The organism is Rubrivivax benzoatilyticus JA2 = ATCC BAA-35 (assembly GCF_000190375.1).
In the GTDB taxonomy this organism is placed as follows: Bacteria; Pseudomonadota; Gammaproteobacteria; order Burkholderiales; family Burkholderiaceae_C; genus Rubrivivax; species Rubrivivax benzoatilyticus.
In genome coordinates this window covers 15,058-30,319 of sequence record NZ_AEWG01000063.1, presented here as the reverse complement: position 1 = coordinate 30,319, position 15,262 = coordinate 15,058, and the positions used below count along the sequence as shown (strand labels likewise).

Below are 15,262 nucleotides of genomic sequence, written 5' to 3'. Positions count from 1 at the left end.
CTGACGGGAGTCTGGTGCCGGCTGTCAGAGTCGAACTGACGACCTTCCGCTTACAAGGCGGGTGCTCTACCAACTGAGCTAAGCCGGCGCGAGCTGGGGATTGTAGGAGCGCCTACTTGATCCGCTTCAGCGAGGGCCGGCCGCCCGAGCCGCCGGGCTCGGGAGAATCGTCCGGCGGAGGCGCGTGGTCGGCGGGCGCCGGCGGCTCGCCGGACTCGGACGCCAGACGCAGCCCGGAGCGCAGCGGCGTCGGCGCGCGCGCCGGCTCGGCCGCCGCCGCCGCTGCCGGCGAGGCCGCCTCGGCCGGCGCCGGGAAGGCCATGCCCTGCCCGTTCTCGCGCGCGTAGATCGCGACGACGTGATCGACCGGCACGACGATGTCGCGCGGCACGCCGCCAAAGCGGGCCTTGAACTCGATGAACTCGTTGCCGAGCTTGAGCCCGGACGTGGCCTCGAAGCCGACGTTGAGCACGATCTCGTGGTTCTTCACGTACTCCATCGGCACCTGCACGCTCGCGTCGACATAGACCGCGAGGTACGGCGTGAAGCCGTTGTCGGTGCACCAGTCGTGCAGCGCCCGCAGCAGGTACGGGCGCGTGGAGGAACCCTGGTTGTCGCTGGTCGCGCTCATCGCTCGAGGCCCTGTCGGCTTACTTGCGCATCACCTTTTCCGAGGGCGTCAGCGCCTCGATGTAGGCCGGGCGCGAGAAGATGCGCTCGGCGTACTTCAGCAGCGGCACGGCGTTCTTCGACAGGTCGATGCCGTAGTAGTCCAGGCGCCACAGCAGCGGCGCGATCGCGACGTCGAGCATCGAGAAGTCGTCGCCGAGCATGTACTTGTTCTTCAGGAAGATCGGCGCGAGCTGCGTCAGGCGGTCGCGGATCTGCGCACGCGCCTTCTCGAGCTGCTTGTCGGTCGCCTTGATGCCGCGGCCCTCGAGCAGGTTGACGTGGGCGAACAGTTCCTTCTCGAAGTTGAAGAGGAACAGGCGCACGCGCGCACGGGCCACCGGGTCGCCCGGCATCAGCTGCGGATGCGGGAAACGCTCGTCGATGTACTCGTTGATGATGTGCGACTCGTAGAGGATGAGATCGCGCTCGACGAGGATCGGCACCTCGTTGTACGGATTCATCATCGCGATGTCTTCGGGCTTGGCGAAGAGGTCGACGTCGCGGATCTCGAAATCCATGCCCTTCTCGAACAGCACGAAGCGGCAGCGGTGCGAGTAGGGGCAGGTCGTTCCGGAGTAAAGCACCATCATGGCGTGGGGCCCTCAATCGTCAGTGGGGGCCGTGGACGGGCCCCGCGTCAAAAGAAGCGAACGCAGTGGTCGCCCGAAGGCTGCCACTGCGCTCCATGGCCCGGCCCACCGCCGGGCGTGGTGGACGTCTACTTGACGTCCTTCCAGTACACCGCGTTCAGGCGCCAGGCGATCACGGTGAAGATGGCCAGGAAGATCAGCACGCCGATGCCCAGCTGGGTGCGGGTGGAACGCATCGGCTCGGCCATCCAGGTCATGAACGCGACGAGGTCGGCGACGGTGGCGTCGTACTCGGCCTTGGACATCGTGCCGGGGGTCTCGATCTCGAAACCCTTGAACACGTGCGTGACCTTGGTCGGGTCCTGCGGATCCTTGTGCTCCTCGAACACCGCGTGCTGCGTGCCCTGCATCTCCCACAGCGCGTGCGGCATGCCGACGGCGGGGAAGACGATGTTGTTCCAGCCGGTGGGACGGCTGTCGTCGCGGTAGAAGCCGCGCAGGTAGGTGTAGAGGTAGTCGGCGCCGCTGCCCTTGGAGCCGTCGGCACGCGAGCGCGCCACCAGCGTCAGGTCCGGCGGCGTGGCGCCGAACCATTCCTTGGCGTCGCGCGGATCGATCGACGCGGTCATCAGGTCACCGACCTTCACGCCGGTGAAGATCAGGTTCTCGCGGATCTGCTGCTCGGTCAGGCCGATCTCGAGCATGCGGTTGTAGCGCATGTACGAGGCGGAATGGCAGTTCAGGCAGTAGTTGGCGAAGGTCTGCGCGCCGCGTTGCAGCGCCGCCTGGTCGTTCAGGCGCTCGGTCGGGAACTTGTCCCAGGCCGGGCCGGCCGACGAGGCGTGGGCCGCGCCGACGAAGGCCAGGCTGGCGAGCAGGGAGAGGATCAGTTTCTTCATGGTGTCTAGGACTCCGCTCTCGTCGGCTCAGTGGGCGCGGAAGGTCACGCGCTCAGGCACCGGCTTGAACTCGCCGATGCGGCTCCACCAGGGCATCAGCAGGAAGAAGCCCATGTAGAACAGCGTGCCGACCATCGAGATGATCGTGCCGGCGGTCGACGGCGGCTGGATGCCGTAGTAGCCGAGCACCACGAAGTTGACGACGAACACGCCGTAGACCACCTTGTGCCAGTTCGGGCGGTAGCGGATCGACTTCACCGGGCTGCGGTCCAGCCAGGGCAGGAAGAAGAGGATCAGCACCGCGACGCCCATCACCACGACGCCCCAGAACTTGGCGTCGAAGACCTTCAGCAGCACCACCAGCGCAACGGCGCCGACCAGCGGAGCGAACTTCCACGGGCCCTTGAAGCCACCCTTCAGGAAGCCGAGCACACCGGCCGCGGCCACCAGGACCACCAGCACCGTGACCATGTCGTCGGTCACCGCGCGCAGCATCGAGTAGAACGGCGTGAAGTACCACACCGGCGCGATGTGCAGCGGCGTCTTCAGCGGGTCGGCCGGGATGAAGTTGTTGAACTCCAGGAAGTAGCCGCCGCCTTCGGGCGCGAAGAACAGCACGGCGCTGTAGATGATCAGGAAGATCGCCACGCCGAAGATGTCGTGCACCGTGTAGTACGGGTGGAACGGGATGCCGTCCAGCGGCACGCCCTTGGCGTCGGTCTTGGCCTTGATCTCGATGCCGTCGGGGTTGTTCGAGCCCACTTCGTGCAGCGCGATGATGTGCGCGACGACCAGGCCCAGCAGCACCAGCGGCACGGCGATGACGTGGAAGCTGAAGAAGCGGTTGAGCGTCGCGTCGCCGACGACGAAGTCACCGCGGATCAGCAGCGACAGGTCGTTGCCGACGAAGGGGATCGCGGCGAACAGGTTGATGATGACCTGGGCGCCCCAGTAGCTCATCTGGCCCCACGGCAGCAGGTAGCCCATGAAGGCTTCGGCCATCAGCGCGAGGAAGATCGCGCAGCCGAAGACCCACACCAGCTCCCGCGGCTTGCGGTAGCTGCCGTAGATCATCCCGCGGAACATGTGCAGGTACACGACGATGAAGAACGCCGAGGCGCCGGTGGAGTGCATGTAGCGCACCAGCCAGCCCCAGGGCACGTCGCGCATGATGTACTCGACCGACGCGAACGCGAGCGCGGCGTCGGGCTTGTAGTGCATCACGAGGAAGATGCCGGTGACGATCTGGATCACCAGGACCAGCATCGCCAGCGAGCCGAAGAAGTACCAGACGTTGAAGTTCTTCGGAGCGTAGTACTCCGACATGTGCTCCTTGAAGAGCTTGGTGGCCGGGAACCGGTTGTCCACCCATGTCATGAACTGCTCGGCCATCGGCGCACCCGGCCGCGCTTGCTTAAATTCAGCCATCGAATTGACCTCGGACTTCGTGGTTTGCGGCGTCAGGCCTTCTTGTCCTCACCGATCAGCAGAACGGTGTCGGACAGGTACATGTGCGGCGGAACCTCGAGGTTGTCCGGCGCGGGCTTGTTCTTGTAGACGCGGCCGGCCAGGTCGAAGGTCGAGCCGTGGCAGGGGCAGAGGAAGCCGCCCGGCCAGTCGGCGGGCACGCTGGCGTTGCCGCTGCCCTTGGCCACGCCGCCGGGCGAGCAGCCCAGGTGCGTGCAGATGCCGATGACGACCAGGAACTCGGGCTTGATCGAGCGCCCGGTGTTCTTCGCGTATTCGGGGATCGGGTAGGCGGTGCGCTCGGAGTTCGGGTCGGCGAGCTGGCCGTCGAGCGACTTCAGCTGCTCGATCTGTTCCGGCGTGCGACGCAGGATCCAGACCGGCTTGCCGCGCCATTCGACGGTCATGCGGTCACCGGGGGCCAGCTTGCTGATGTCGACTTCGACGGGAGCGCCAGCGGCGCGGGCCCGTTCGGAAGGCGCAAAAGTGCTGACGAACGGAACGGCGACCGCCGCGCCACCGACGGCACCAGCGCCGCAGGTGATGGCGATCCAGGTGCGTCGTCCTTGGTCGACGGCAGCGTCACTCATGGATGTCCTCGGGTGTTGCTCGGGAGGGGGGATTCGGGTCAACCCGTGATTCTAACCGACGCCGAAGGGACATCCGCCGCTCACCGGCGTGCTTGACGAGGCCAAGGCCCCGACCTACCGTGCCCGGGGCCCCGAAAGACCTTCGCGACCGAGGGCCGGACCACTTCAACGACAAGCAGGAGGGGGCTCGCATGAGCTTCGCATCGGAATTCAAGGAGTTCGCCACCAAGGGCAACGTCGTCGACCTCGCCGTTGGCGTGATCATCGGCGGCGCGTTCGGCAAGATCGTCGAGTCGCTGGTGGGCGACGTCATCATGCCGCTCGTGGGCAAGGTCTTCGGCGGGCTGGACTTCAGCAACTACTTCATCCCGCTGGCCGGACAGGCCGCCACGACGCTGGCCGAGGCCAAGAAGGGCGGCGCCGTGTTCGCCTACGGCAGCTTCATCACGGTGTCCGTCAACTTCGTGATCCTCGCCTTCATCATCTTCGTGATGGTCAAGCAGATCAACCGCATCAAGCGCAACGCACCGCCGCCGCCGCCCCCGGCCCCCGCGCCGACGCCCGAGGACGTGCTGCTGCTGCGCGAGATCCGCGACGCGCTCGCCCGCAAGGCGTAATCCGGGAGAGGGATGCGGCAGTTGCCGCATACTTGGGGACTCTCGTCGCGCGCATGAATCCCCACCCCGTCCACCGCCTGCCCGCCCCGCTCGAAGCCGCCGTCCAGCGCGTCAAGCTGGCGGCGCGGCAGGCCACCGAGCGCACCATCGAGAGCCTGGGGCTCGCCGCGCTCGCGTCGAACAACGCCTTCCAGCGCGACGGCCTGCTGGGCGCGCAGTTCGAGCTCAACCGCAAGTCCGCCGTCTTCGCGCTGGCGTTCAACGAGGAGTTCGACCGGCGCGTGCTGCGCGAGGTCGCGCCGCGCGCGAGCGAGGACTCGACGCAGAGCGCGAGCTGGGAGTCGCTGCGCCTCGTCGAGGACCGCGAGCTCGAGATCGAGGTCGCCGCGGAACGTTTCGGCCTGGAGACCGCGCACGCCTGCGAGTGGGAACTGCGTGAACTCGGCGCCTACGTCGGCGCGCTGCTCGAGGGCGCCCGCGGCGACCGCGAGCCGCGCAACCCGCTGCGCCCCGAGATCGTCGGCCACGCGATGTACCAGGCCATCGAGACCGTCTCCGAACGCCCCGAGGTGCGCGCCGCGCTGGCCAAGGAGATGGCGCGCTCGCTGGCGACGCTGCTGCGCACGGCCTATGCCGAGATCGTCTCCGACCTGCGCCGTGCCGGCATCCAGCCCGCGGGGCTGACGGTGCGCAACGCCGACTCGCGCAGCGGCGCGCCGAGCACCGGCTTCGGCGCCTCGGAGCGCGGCACCGAGTCCGAGCGCGCGGCCTTCTCCCCGGACGCCGACAGCCGCTGGAGCAGCCGCCGCGCCGGCGCCAGCCACTTCGCGCCGAGCACACGTTCCGGCGGCGCCGCGGCCGGCCGCGGCACGCCGCTGGGCGAGGTCGACCCGGCGATGATGGCGCTGATGCGCCGCATCGCCTACGCCGAGGCCGCGGCCATCGGCGAGCCCGCCGACGCCGGCGCCAGCGGCGCCGCACTGCCCAACCTGATCCACGTCCACCGCGAAGAGCTGCGCCAGGCCGCCGCCGGGTCGCTGGACCTGATGGTCATCGACGTCATCGGCAGCCTGTTCGACCAGATCCTGTCGGACCCGAAGGTGCCGCCGCAGGTCGCGCGCCAGATCGCGCGGCTGCAGCTGCCGGTGCTGCGTGCCGCTCTCGGCGACCCGAGCTTCTTCTCGTCGCGGCGCCATCCGGTGCGCCGCTTCGTCAACCGCATCGCCTCGCTGGGCGCGGGTTTCGACGACATCGGCGACGACGGCGCGCAGCGTGTGCTGGCGCGCATCCGCGGCCTCGTCGACGAGGTCGTCGAAGGCGACTTCGACCAGCTCGAGGTCTACCAGAGCAAGCTCGCCGCGCTGGAGGCCTTCGTCGCCGAACAGGGCCGCGCCGAGGCCGGCGAGCAGGGTGCCGCCGATCTGCTCGCCGCCAAGGAAGACGAGCTGCGCCTGCGCCAGCTCTACGCCCAGCAGCTGCACGGCGAGCTGAAGGACCTGTCGGCGCCGCCGTTCCTGCGCGACTTCATCAGCCAGGTCTGGAGCCAGGTCGTCGTCGCCGCCAGCGCACGCGACGGCGCCGAGGCCGAGTCGGTGCGCCAGCTGCGCCAGGTCGGCCGCGAGCTCTTCATGAGCGTGCAGGCCAAGACCTCGTCGGCGCAGCGCAAGACCTTCCTCGCCGAGCTGCCCAAGCTGATGAAGGAGCTGGGCGAAGGGCTGGACCTGATCGGCTGGCCCGAAGCCTCGCGGCGCGAGTTCTTCGGCCGCCTGCTGCCGGCGCATGCCGAGTCGCTGAAGGCCACGCCGCTGCGGCCGCTGGACTTCAACCTGCTCGCGCGCGAGGTCGAAGGCGCGCTGCAGCGCCCGCTGCCGACACCCGAGGAGCTGCGCGGCGCGCCGGCCAACCTGCCGGTGCTCGACGACGTCATCGCCGAGCCGCGCTTCAGCCCCGAGGAAGCCGCCCGCGTGGGCCTGGTCGACGAGAGCCAGGTCGACTGGGACGGGCAGATCGACATCGTCGTCGGCGAGGACGCGCCGGTCAGCGCCGCCGACACCGCGATCGGCGGCCTGCCGCTGCCGTCGGAGCCGGTCGAGCCGACCGAGGGCCGCGCGCTGGCCGAGCACGTGCAGGTCGGCTTCGCCTACCGCATGCACATCGCCGATGCCTGGCAGAAGGTGCGGCTGGTGCACGTCAGCGCCGGGCGCACGTTCTTCGTCTTCCACCACGGCTCGCGCCACAAGGAGACGATCTCGCTGACCCACCGCATGCTGGTGCGGCTGTGCGAGACCGGGCGGCTGCGCGCCTTCGAGAACGCCTACCTGCTCGAACGCGCCACGGCGCGCGCGCGGCGCCAGCTCGCCGGCGTCGGCGGCGGCGCCTGAGTCAGCCGCCGCGCGCGGCCAGCGCCGCACGCGCCCAGCGGATCGCCGCCACGAGGCTGGCCGGGTCGGCCCGGCCCTGCCCCGCGATGTCGAACGCGGTGCCGTGGTCGGGGCTGGTGCGCACGAAGGGCAGGCCCAGCGTCACGTTGACGCCGTGCTCGACACCCAGGTACTTCACCGGGATCAGGCCGTGGTCGTGGGTCATCGCGACGACCAGGTCGAAGGCGCCGCGGCGCGCGCGCATGAACACCGTGTCGGGCGGGAACGGGCCCTGCGCGTCGATGCCTTCGGCGCGTGCGGCCTCGATGGCCGGGGCGATGATCTCGATCTCCTCGCGCCCGAACAGCCCGCCCTCGCCGGCATGCGGGTTCAGCCCGGCCACCGCGATGCGCGGCGCGCGCTGCCCCCAGGCGGCGGCGGCCGCATGCGCGATGCGCAGCGTGCGCAGCACGGCGTCGTGGGTGACGAGCTCGATCGCCTGGCGCAGCGCGACGTGGATCGTCACCAGCACCACACGCAGCTCCTCGTTGGCCAGCATCATGCGCACCGGCGGCAGCTCGCCGCCGTCGGCGGCCAGGGCCTGCAGCATCTCGGTGTGGCCCGGGAACGGCACGCCGGCGGCCGCCAGCGCCTCCTTGTGGATCGGCGCGGTGACCAGGGCCGAAGCCTCGCCGGCACGCACCCGGCGCACCGCCTCCTCGATGCAGGCCGCCGCCGCCGCCCCGGCACGGGCGTCGACACGGCCCCAGGGCAGCGCCGCCAGGCCTTCGGGCAGCGCGGGCGGCACCAGCACCGGCAGGCATCCCGGCGGCACCTCCGCGAGATCGGCCGGCGAGTCGATCACCGCGACCATGCCGGCGCCGGCACGGCGCAGCACCGCCGGGTCGCCGACGACGACGCAGCCGTCGGCCTCGCCCCGGCGGAAGGCCGCGGCGACGATCTCCGGCCCGACGCCGGCGGCGTCGCCCATCGTGATCAGCAGCGGCGTGTTCATACCGGGTTGTCGATCTCGATGAAGCGGTGTTCCAGGCCGAAGTGCGCCGCCACCGCGGCGGCGGCGGCCGGCGCGCCGTAGCGTTCGGTGGCGTGGTGGCCGCAGGCCAGGAAGGCGACGCCGGTCTCGTGCGCCAGGTGGGCCTGCTGCTCCGAGACCTCGCCGCTCAGGAAGGCGTCGGCGCCGGCGGCGATCGCGGCCTCGAAGTGGCCCTGGGCGCCACCGCTGCACCAGGCGATGCGCCGCAGCGGCCGGCCGTCGCCGGGCAGCAGCAGCGGCTCTCGCGAGAGCGCCTGCTCGACACGCGCCGCCAGCGCCGAGGCATCGGCGATGCCGGCGGCCGGGCCGATGAAGCCGATGTCCTGCTCGCCGAAACGGGCGTCGGCCGCGAGGCCCAGGCGCAGGCCGAGCTGGGCGTTGTTGCCGAGCTCGGCGTGGGCGTCCAGCGGCAGGTGGTAGGCGACGAGGCTCAGGTCGTGTTTCATCAGCCGGCGCACGCGCTCGCCCAGCCAGCCGGTCAGCCGCCCGTCCTGGCCGCGCCAGAACAGCCCGTGGTGCACGAACAGCAGGTCGGCGCCGGCGGCGATGCCGGCGTCGATGAACTCGCGGCTGGCGGTGACGCCCGAGACGATGCGCCGCACCTCGGCACGGCCCTCGACCTGCAGGCCGTTCGGCCCATAATCCCGGAACGCCTCGGGTTTCAGCAGCCCTTTGAGGAAGGCGTCGATCTCTTTCAGCTCGGCCACCGGCGCCGTCTCCTTCTCGTCCATGTTGCGCAGAACCTGGCTCGTATTCTCGCAGGCGGTCACCGTCGCGCTGGGCGGACTCTTCGTCGTCGAGACGCTCAAGCCCGACTGGCTGCCGCGCGGCGGCCCGGTCCAGCCGGGCGCGACGATCCTGCAGGCCCCGGCGCCGCTGAGCGCGGCCTCGGCCGCCGCCGGGCTGCACGCCGGCGGCTACAGCGCCGCGGCGCGGCGCGCCACGCCGGCCGTCGTCAGCATCGTCGCGACCAAGATGGCGCGGCGCAGCCCGCACGCCGACGACCCGCGCTTTCGCTTCTTCTTCGGCGACGAGGCGGCGCGCCCGCAGGCGCAGACCGGCCTGGGCTCGGGCGTCATCGCCTCGCCCGAGGGCTACCTGCTGACGAACAACCACGTCATCGAAGGCGCCGACGAGATCGAGGTCCAGCTCGTCGACGGCCGCCAGGTGCGTGCGCGTGTCATCGGCGCCGACCCCGAGACCGACCTCGCGGTGCTGAAGATCGAGCTCGACAAGCTGCCGATCATCGCCTTCGGCGACGCGCCCTCGCTGCAGGTCGGCGACGTCGTGCTGGCCATCGGCAACCCGTTCAACGTCGGCCAGACCGTCACCGCCGGCATCGTCAGCGCGCTGGGGCGCAACCAGCTCGGCCTGTCGACCTTCGAGAACTTCATCCAGACCGACGCCGCGATCAACCCCGGCAATTCCGGCGGCGCGCTGGTCGACGCGGCCGGCAACCTCGTCGGCATCAACACCGCGATCTTCTCGCGCAGCGGCGGCAGCATGGGCATCGGCTTCGCGATCCCCGTGGACATCGCGCGCCAGGTGATGGAGGCCATCGTCAGCGAGGGCCGCGTCACGCGCGGCTGGATCGGCGTCGAGCCGCGCGACCTGACGCCCGAGATCGCCAGGAGCCTGGGCCTGCCGGTGAACAACGGCGTGCTGATCACCGGCGTGCTGCAGGACGGGCCGGCCAGCCGCGGCGGCCTGCGCCCGGGCGACGTCGTCACCCGCATCGGCGACACCGCGGTGGGCAACACGACCGAGCTGATGTCGGCGGTGGCGGCGCTGCGGCCGCGCTCGGAGGCGCTGATCGCGGTGCAGCGCGGGGAGCGCGGGCTCGAGGTGCGGCTGGTGATCGGCGAACGCCCGGCGGCGATGCGCCGGGTGCCGCGCTGAAGCCCGGCCGGGCTCAGCCCGGCTTCTGGCTGCCGTCGGCCGCTTCCTCGGGCGCCTTGGTGTGCCGGATGAAGAGCTGCGCGGCGATGATGCCGGCCTCGTAGAGCAGGATCATCGGGATCGCCAGCGCCAGCTGCGAGATCACGTCCGGCGGCGTCACGACCGCGGCGACGATGAACGCGCCGACGATGAAGTAGCCGCGCGCCTTGCGCAACTGGGCGATCGTGACGATGCCGATGCGCGCCAGCACGACCACCGCCACCGGCACCTCGAAGGCGACGCCGAAGACCAGGAACAGCGTCAGCACGAAGCCGAAGTACTCCTCGATGTCCGGTGCCGCGGTGATCGCGCTCGGGGCGAAGGCCTGGATGAACTTCGACATCCCCGGGATGACGATGAAGTAGCAGAAGGCCACGCCGACGATGAACAGGATGGTGCTGCTGATCACCAGCGGCAGCACCAGCTTCTTCTCGTGCGAATACAGCCCCGGCGCCACGAAGGCCCAGACCTGGTAGAGCACGATCGGCAGCGCCAGCATCAGCGCCGCCATCAGCGTGATCTTCAGCGGCACCAGGATCGGCGAGATGACGTTGGTGGCGATCAGCGTCGCGCCCTTGGGCAGGTGCGCGACCAGCGGCGCGGCCAGCAGGTCGTACAGCGCCGAGGGCCCGGGCCACAGGGCGAGCACGGCGAAGGCGATGCCGATCGCGATCAGCGCCCGGATCAGCCGGTCGCGCAGTTCGATCAGGTGGGAGACGAACGGGGCTTCGGTGCCGGCGAGTTCGTCGTCCTTGGGGTCCGGCGCGCTCATCGACGCGGCCCGAGACCGGGCGGACGGAAGCGCGCGACACGCGCCGCGCCGGACTGCGCGCGGGTGCGCACGCCGTGGCGCTGCTTGTACCAGAGCGGCGTGGCACCGCGCTTCAGGCGCCAGTTCTTCTTCGGCGGCCGGTACTCGGGCACCGGGGTGGACAGCGCCTCGGTCGCCGTGGCCGGCGAGCCGCCGGACCAGGCGTCGGCGGCCTCGCGCCACTCGGACTCGACGGCGCTGCCGGCGGCCTGCACCTCGCGCTGCACCGTCTGGCTGACGTCGCGCGCGGCGTCCTGGAACTGGTCTTTCATCTTGCGCAGCTCGTCGAGCTCGATCGAGCGGTTGACCTCGGCCTTGACGTCGGCGACGTAGCGCTGCGCCTTGCCGAACAGGTGTCCGAGCGTGCGCGCCACCTTGGGCAGCTTTTCGGGCCCGATGACGATCAGCGCGACCGCGCCGATCAGCGCGATCTTGTCGAAACCGAAGTCGAGCACGGGATCAGTGCTTGGTCTTGGCGTCGACGTCGACGGTGTTGGCGTCGTTGCGCTGGGCCGTGGTCACCTGCTGCGGCGGCGCCGGCGGCGTGTCTTCGGCTTCGTTGGCGCCCTTGACGCCGTCCTTGAAGCCCTTGACCGCGCCGCCGAGGTCGGCGCCGATGTTCTTCAGCTTCTTCGTGCCGAAGATCAACACCACGACCAGCAGCACGATGAGCCAGTGCCAGATGCTGAAGGAACCCATGTCTTAACTCCTTTGGAGGAACCGCAAATTCTATGGCGAGTGCGCCGCGCCCCCCCGGGGGGCGGCGAGATCAGCCCTTGGCCCAGGGCCGCGGGCCGCCCATCACGTGCATGTGCAGGTGGTAGACCTCCTGCCCGCCGTCGGGCCCGTTGTTGACGACGACCCGGAAGCCGTTGCTCACGCCCAGCTCGCGCATCAGCTTCGGCGCCAGCGCCAGCATGCGGCCGAGCAGCGCCTCGTGCTCGGGGCCGGTGTCGGCCAGCGTCGCGACGTGTTCCTTGGGAATCACCAGCACGTGCACCGGCGCCCAGGGGTTGATGTCGTGGAAGACGAGCAGTTCGTCGTCCTCGTAAACCTTCTTCGCCGGGATCTGGCCGGCGGCGATCTTGCAGAAGATGCAGTTCGGGTCGTGCTTCATGCCGGGAGGGCCTGGTTGGAATTGAGGGCGCTCCAGCCGCGGACGATGCGGTAGAGGAACCAGATCGAGATCAGCATCCAGGCGATCCAGCCCGGAAAGACGAACAGCAGCCACAGCGGGATCGTCAGCAGGTAGGCCAGGCCGGCGAAGATCACGCTGCGGATGCGCCAGCGGAAGTGCGACTCCTGCCAGGAGCCCAGCGCGTCGCCGCGCTTGACGAGGTCGATGACGAAGGCGATCAGCAGCAGCACGATGCTCGCCTGGATGCCGGGCACGACCGCGCTGACCGCGACGATCGCGTGCAGCAGGTAGCTCACGTGCCCCAGCGTCTTCAGCGAGGCCTCGCGCTCGGCGGCGGCCACGACATCGTTCGTCATCGTCATCCTCCTTCGGAACTCTCGCGCTGGCGCACCTTGCGCAGCGCGAACTCCTCCAGTCCGGAGAGTCCTTCGCGGCGCCGCAGTTCCGCCAGCACCTGCTCGGGCCGCAGCCCGAAGTGCGACAGCGCGACCAGGCTGTGGAACCACAGGTCGGCCACCTCGCCGACCAGGCGCTCGGGCACGCCGTCCTTGGCCGCCATGACGACCTCGGTGGCCTCCTCGCCGACCTTCTTCAGGATCGCGTCGGTGCCCTTGTGGAACAGGCGCGCGACATAGCTCTTGTCGGGGTCGCCGCCGTGGCGCGAGTCGATGACGTCGGCCAGCCGCGCCAGCGTGTCGTCGCCGGCAGCCGGCGACGCGGAAACGGGTTCGTTCATTTGTAGATGCTCTCGGGGTCCTTCAGCACCGGCTCCACCGTCTGCCAGGCCCCGTTCTCGTAACGCCGGAAGAAGCAGCTATGCCGACCGGTGTGGCAGGCGATGCCCGGTTCGTGCCCGGTTTGCGTGACTTTCATCAGGATCACGTCGGCATCGCAGTCCAGGCGCAGCTCGTGCACCTGCTGCACATGGCCCGATTCCTCGCCCTTGTGCCACAGGCGCTTTCGCGAGCGGCTCCAGTAGACCGCCTCGCCGCGGCGCGCGGTCTCGGCCAGGGCCTCGCGGTTCATCCACGCGACCATCAGCACGTCGCCGGTGGTCGCTTCCTGGGCGATCGCCGGCACCAGGCCGTCGTCGCCCCACTTCACGCTGTCGAGCCAGTCCATGGGGGCAGTTTACGCAGCCGTGTGCGTCGGGCCGGTGAATCCCCGTTCCTCGGCGAACCAGGCCAGCACCGGCACCGTGCCCGGCAGCACCGGCCTCACCTCGACCGGCAGCGTCTGCCAGGCCATCTGCTGGCGCTCGCGCATCTCGAACTCGCCTTGCCAGCGGTAGACCTTGCAGAAATGCAGCCGCACGCGGGCGTGCGGGTAGTCCATCAGCTCGATCTTCCAGGGCTCGGCCGGGCCGATCGTGATGCCGAGTTCTTCCTGCAGCTCGCGCCGCAGCGCCTGCTCGACCGTCTCGCCGGCCTCCAGCTTGCCGCCGGGGAACTCCCAGTGGCCGGCGTAGACCTTGCCCTCGGGGCGGCTGGTCAGCAGGAAGCGGCCGTCGGGGGCCACGAGAACCCCGACCGCGACGTCCACCGGACGGCGCGGTTCAGATGACCCGACGTCGACCGGCGTGCGCTCGCTCGCCTCAGCCATCGCCCAGCCTCCCGGCGTAGTCGCGTGCGAACTGCTGCGCGACACGGCCCGAGCGCGAACCGCGCTCCAGCGCCCAGACCAGCGACTCCTGGCGCGCCGCGGCGATGGCCTGCTCGCCGACGCCGAAGGCCCGCAGCCACTGCGCGACGATCGCCAGATACTCGTTCTGCGAGAACGGGTAGAAGCTGATCCACAGCCCGAAACGCTCGGACAGCGAGATCTTCTCCTCGACGACCTCGCCCGGGTGCACCTCGCCGTCGTCGGTGTGCGTGTAGCTGAGGTTCTCGCGCATGTACTCGGGCAGCAGGTGGCGCCGGTTGCTGGTGGCGTAGATCAGCACGTTGTCGGCGGTCTGCGCCACCGAGCCGTCGAGCATGCTCTTCAGCGCCTTGTAGCCGGGCTCGCCTTCGTCGAAGCTGAGGTCGTCGCAGAAGACGACGAAACGTTCGGGGCGGTCGGCAACCAGGTCGACGATGTCGGGCAGGTCGACGAGGTCGGCCTTGTCGACCTCGATCAGGCGCAGGCCACGCGGCGCGTACTCGTTGAGGCAGGCCTTGATCAGCGAACTTTTCCCCGTGCCGCGCGCGCCGGTCAGCAGCACGTTGTTGGCGCCGCGGCCGGCGACGAACTGCTCGGTGTTGCGCACCAGGCGTTCCTTCTGGCCGTCGATCTCCTTCAGGTCGGCCAGGCGGATCGTCGCGACGTGGCGCACGGGTTCGAGCACGCCGGCGTTGCCGCGGCGGCGGTAGCGGAAGGCGGGCGACGCGGCCCAGTCGGGCGCGGCCGGCGGGTGCGGCAGCACCGACTCCAGCCGCGCGAGCAGCGATTCGGCGCGCGCGAGCAGCGCCTCCACGGAAGACGTCGGGATCATGGAACCGAGTGTAGGGGGCGCAGCGTGTCGTCGACGACGACCCAGGTCCGGTCGCCCGGGCGGTGCTCGACGGTGGCGCAGCCGGTGAAGGCGCCGAAGGCCGGCAGCACGCCGACCTCGGGCCCGAAGTGGAAACACGGCAGCCGCAGGCGGTCGTGCGCCGGGCCGCCGAGCGCCACCGCCGGGTGCAGATGGCCGCCGATGACGTAGGCGCCGGCGATCGGCTCGGGTTCGTGGGCCAGCGCCAGCGCGCCGACACGCAGCGGGCCGTCGACGCAGTCGATGCCCCAGTCCGGCGGCGGGTCGCCGGCGTGGCGGTCGTGGTTGCCGCGCACCAGCGTCAGCGCCAGGCCCGGATGGCGCGCGCGCCAGCGTGCCACGGCCTGCGCCGTGCCCGGCGTGCGCGAGCGCGACGAGTGGATCAGGTCGCCGAGGAAGACGATGCGTTCGGCGCCGGTGGCGGCGATGGCGGCGTCCAGCATCTCCAGCGTCCGGCTCGTGGTGCCCGCCGGCACCGGCACGCCCAGGCTGCGGAAACTCTGGGCCTTGCCCAGGTGGGCGTCGGCGACGAGCAGCATGCGCTCGGCTGGCAGGAAGGCACAGCGTTCGGGCAGCAGGACGAGCGCCTGCCCGGCAAGCTCGACGTGGACCAC

At 70.3% G+C, this 15,262-nt stretch carries 20 protein-coding genes and 1 tRNA gene; 3 read left to right on the top strand and 18 right to left on the bottom strand.

Annotated elements, in window-relative coordinates:
• Positions 1-12 precede the first annotated feature (12 nt).
• The 6 genes from RBXJA2T_RS06895 to petA form a co-directional block, all read right to left on the bottom strand.
• A tRNA-Thr gene (locus tag RBXJA2T_RS06895) sits at positions 13-88 on the bottom strand.
• A gap of 24 nt (positions 89-112) precedes the next feature.
• Positions 113-631: a ClpXP protease specificity-enhancing factor gene (locus RBXJA2T_RS06890; RefSeq protein WP_009856620.1), complete on the bottom strand. Its 519-nt coding sequence runs from the start codon at positions 629-631 to the stop codon at positions 113-115.
• 19 nt (positions 632-650) lie between these two features.
• Positions 651-1,262 carry a glutathione S-transferase N-terminal domain-containing protein gene (locus RBXJA2T_RS06885; RefSeq protein ID WP_009856619.1) on the bottom strand — a complete coding sequence of 204 codons (612 nt, stop codon included), beginning with the start codon at positions 1,260-1,262 and terminating at the stop codon, positions 651-653.
• 128 nt (positions 1,263-1,390) lie between these two features.
• Positions 1,391-2,161 (bottom strand): cytochrome c1, encoded by a 771-nt coding sequence (locus tag RBXJA2T_RS06880; protein WP_009856618.1) that lies wholly within the window; start codon positions 2,159-2,161, stop codon positions 1,391-1,393.
• Positions 2,162-2,188: 27 nt separating this feature from the next.
• Positions 2,189-3,589, bottom strand: coding sequence for a cytochrome b (locus RBXJA2T_RS06875; RefSeq protein ID WP_029718659.1), 1,401 nt, complete (start codon positions 3,587-3,589; stop codon positions 2,189-2,191).
• 32 nt (positions 3,590-3,621) lie between these two features.
• Positions 3,622-4,218 (bottom strand): ubiquinol-cytochrome c reductase iron-sulfur subunit, encoded by a 597-nt coding sequence (gene petA / locus RBXJA2T_RS06870; protein ID WP_009856616.1) that lies wholly within the window; start codon positions 4,216-4,218, stop codon positions 3,622-3,624.
• Positions 4,219-4,409: 191 nt separating this feature from the next.
• On the opposite strand from petA, the gene mscL reads away from it, so the two are divergent.
• The gene (mscL, locus tag RBXJA2T_RS06865; RefSeq protein WP_009856615.1) at positions 4,410-4,835 is read left to right on the top strand and encodes a large conductance mechanosensitive channel protein MscL; all 426 of its coding nucleotides are present in this window, start codon (positions 4,410-4,412) and stop codon (positions 4,833-4,835) included.
• A 53-nt stretch (positions 4,836-4,888) separates the two neighbouring features.
• Positions 4,889-7,216 carry a DUF1631 family protein gene (locus tag RBXJA2T_RS06860; RefSeq protein WP_009856614.1) on the top strand — a complete coding sequence of 776 codons (2,328 nt, stop codon included), beginning with the start codon at positions 4,889-4,891 and terminating at the stop codon, positions 7,214-7,216.
• Between the two features lies 1 nt (position 7,217).
• Here the strand turns inward: RBXJA2T_RS06860 and pdxA are convergent, their stop codons facing one another.
• A complete protein-coding gene (pdxA, locus tag RBXJA2T_RS06855; protein WP_009856613.1) occupies positions 7,218-8,210 on the bottom strand; it encodes a 4-hydroxythreonine-4-phosphate dehydrogenase PdxA in 993 nt (330 codons plus the stop codon).
• Positions 8,207-8,980, bottom strand: a complete 774-nt coding sequence (locus RBXJA2T_RS06850; protein ID WP_009856612.1) for a Nif3-like dinuclear metal center hexameric protein — start codon at positions 8,978-8,980, stop codon at positions 8,207-8,209. Before RBXJA2T_RS06850 ends, pdxA begins: the two co-directional genes overlap by 4 nt.
• 1 nt (position 8,981) lies before the next feature.
• On the opposite strand from RBXJA2T_RS06850, the gene RBXJA2T_RS06845 reads away from it, so the two are divergent.
• Complete coding sequence (locus tag RBXJA2T_RS06845) at positions 8,982-10,148, top strand: S1C family serine protease (RefSeq protein WP_039956542.1); 1,167 nt, start codon at positions 8,982-8,984, stop codon at positions 10,146-10,148.
• Between the two features lie 13 nt (positions 10,149-10,161).
• Here the strand turns inward: RBXJA2T_RS06845 and tatC are convergent, their stop codons facing one another.
• From tatC to pdeM, 10 genes are all read right to left on the bottom strand, one after another.
• Complete coding sequence (tatC, locus tag RBXJA2T_RS06840) at positions 10,162-10,959, bottom strand: twin-arginine translocase subunit TatC (protein WP_009856610.1); 798 nt, start codon at positions 10,957-10,959, stop codon at positions 10,162-10,164.
• The gene (tatB, locus tag RBXJA2T_RS06835) at positions 10,956-11,453 is read right to left on the bottom strand and encodes a Sec-independent protein translocase protein TatB (protein ID WP_009856609.1); all 498 of its coding nucleotides are present in this window, start codon (positions 11,451-11,453) and stop codon (positions 10,956-10,958) included. The genes tatC and tatB overlap by 4 nt, the downstream gene beginning before the upstream one ends.
• A gap of 4 nt (positions 11,454-11,457) precedes the next feature.
• Entirely contained in the window at positions 11,458-11,697 is a 240-nt protein-coding gene (tatA, locus tag RBXJA2T_RS06830; RefSeq protein ID WP_009856608.1) for a Sec-independent protein translocase subunit TatA, read from the bottom strand.
• 70 nt (positions 11,698-11,767) lie between these two features.
• Positions 11,768-12,115 carry a histidine triad nucleotide-binding protein gene (locus RBXJA2T_RS06825; RefSeq protein WP_009856607.1) on the bottom strand — a complete coding sequence of 116 codons (348 nt, stop codon included), beginning with the start codon at positions 12,113-12,115 and terminating at the stop codon, positions 11,768-11,770.
• Entirely contained in the window at positions 12,112-12,492 is a 381-nt protein-coding gene (locus RBXJA2T_RS06820; protein WP_009856606.1) for a DUF4870 family protein, read from the bottom strand. The genes RBXJA2T_RS06825 and RBXJA2T_RS06820 overlap by 4 nt, the downstream gene beginning before the upstream one ends.
• A 2-nt stretch (positions 12,493-12,494) precedes the next feature.
• The gene (locus RBXJA2T_RS06815) at positions 12,495-12,872 is read right to left on the bottom strand and encodes a phosphoribosyl-ATP diphosphatase (RefSeq protein WP_009856605.1); all 378 of its coding nucleotides are present in this window, start codon (positions 12,870-12,872) and stop codon (positions 12,495-12,497) included.
• Entirely contained in the window at positions 12,869-13,258 is a 390-nt protein-coding gene (hisI, locus tag RBXJA2T_RS06810; RefSeq protein WP_009856604.1) for a phosphoribosyl-AMP cyclohydrolase, read from the bottom strand. The genes RBXJA2T_RS06815 and hisI overlap by 4 nt, the downstream gene beginning before the upstream one ends.
• A gap of 9 nt (positions 13,259-13,267) precedes the next feature.
• A complete protein-coding gene (locus RBXJA2T_RS06805; RefSeq protein WP_029718661.1) occupies positions 13,268-13,738 on the bottom strand; it encodes an NUDIX domain-containing protein in 471 nt (156 codons plus the stop codon).
• A complete protein-coding gene (locus RBXJA2T_RS06800; RefSeq protein WP_029718662.1) occupies positions 13,731-14,609 on the bottom strand; it encodes an ATP-binding protein in 879 nt (292 codons plus the stop codon). Before RBXJA2T_RS06800 ends, RBXJA2T_RS06805 begins: the two co-directional genes overlap by 8 nt.
• The gene (pdeM, locus tag RBXJA2T_RS06795) at positions 14,606-15,262 is read right to left on the bottom strand and encodes a ligase-associated DNA damage response endonuclease PdeM (RefSeq protein WP_009856601.1); all 657 of its coding nucleotides are present in this window, start codon (positions 15,260-15,262) and stop codon (positions 14,606-14,608) included. The genes RBXJA2T_RS06800 and pdeM overlap by 4 nt, the downstream gene beginning before the upstream one ends.

What these genes read in the sequence shown, in the direction of transcription:
- RBXJA2T_RS06890 (WP_009856620.1), bottom strand. Translation starts at nt 631, where the DNA reads ATGAGCGCGACCAGCGACAACCAGGGTTCCTCCACGCGCCCGTACCTG.
- RBXJA2T_RS06885 (WP_009856619.1), bottom strand. Translation starts at nt 1,262, where the DNA reads ATGATGGTGCTTTACTCCGGAACGACCTGCCCCTACTCGCACCGCTGC.
- RBXJA2T_RS06880 (WP_009856618.1), bottom strand. Translation starts at nt 2,161, where the DNA reads ATGAAGAAACTGATCCTCTCCCTGCTCGCCAGCCTGGCCTTCGTCGGC.
- RBXJA2T_RS06875 (WP_029718659.1), bottom strand. Translation starts at nt 3,589, where the DNA reads ATGGCTGAATTTAAGCAAGCGCGGCCGGGTGCGCCGATGGCCGAGCAG.
- petA (WP_009856616.1), bottom strand. Translation starts at nt 4,218, where the DNA reads ATGAGTGACGCTGCCGTCGACCAAGGACGACGCACCTGGATCGCCATC.
- mscL (WP_009856615.1), top strand. Translation starts at nt 4,410, where the DNA reads ATGAGCTTCGCATCGGAATTCAAGGAGTTCGCCACCAAGGGCAACGTC.
- RBXJA2T_RS06860 (WP_009856614.1), top strand. Translation starts at nt 4,889, where the DNA reads ATGAATCCCCACCCCGTCCACCGCCTGCCCGCCCCGCTCGAAGCCGCC.
- pdxA (WP_009856613.1), bottom strand. Translation starts at nt 8,210, where the DNA reads ATGAACACGCCGCTGCTGATCACGATGGGCGACGCCGCCGGCGTCGGG.
- RBXJA2T_RS06850 (WP_009856612.1), bottom strand. Translation starts at nt 8,980, where the DNA reads ATGGACGAGAAGGAGACGGCGCCGGTGGCCGAGCTGAAAGAGATCGAC.
- tatC (WP_009856610.1), bottom strand. Translation starts at nt 10,959, where the DNA reads ATGAGCGCGCCGGACCCCAAGGACGACGAACTCGCCGGCACCGAAGCC.
- tatA (WP_009856608.1), bottom strand. Translation starts at nt 11,697, where the DNA reads ATGGGTTCCTTCAGCATCTGGCACTGGCTCATCGTGCTGCTGGTCGTG.
- RBXJA2T_RS06825 (WP_009856607.1), bottom strand. Translation starts at nt 12,115, where the DNA reads ATGAAGCACGACCCGAACTGCATCTTCTGCAAGATCGCCGCCGGCCAG.
- RBXJA2T_RS06820 (WP_009856606.1), bottom strand. Translation starts at nt 12,492, where the DNA reads ATGACGAACGATGTCGTGGCCGCCGCCGAGCGCGAGGCCTCGCTGAAG.
- RBXJA2T_RS06815 (WP_009856605.1), bottom strand. Translation starts at nt 12,872, where the DNA reads ATGAACGAACCCGTTTCCGCGTCGCCGGCTGCCGGCGACGACACGCTG.
- hisI (WP_009856604.1), bottom strand. Translation starts at nt 13,258, where the DNA reads ATGGACTGGCTCGACAGCGTGAAGTGGGGCGACGACGGCCTGGTGCCG.
- RBXJA2T_RS06805 (WP_029718661.1), bottom strand. Translation starts at nt 13,738, where the DNA reads ATGGCTGAGGCGAGCGAGCGCACGCCGGTCGACGTCGGGTCATCTGAA.
- RBXJA2T_RS06800 (WP_029718662.1), bottom strand. Translation starts at nt 14,609, where the DNA reads ATGATCCCGACGTCTTCCGTGGAGGCGCTGCTCGCGCGCGCCGAATCG.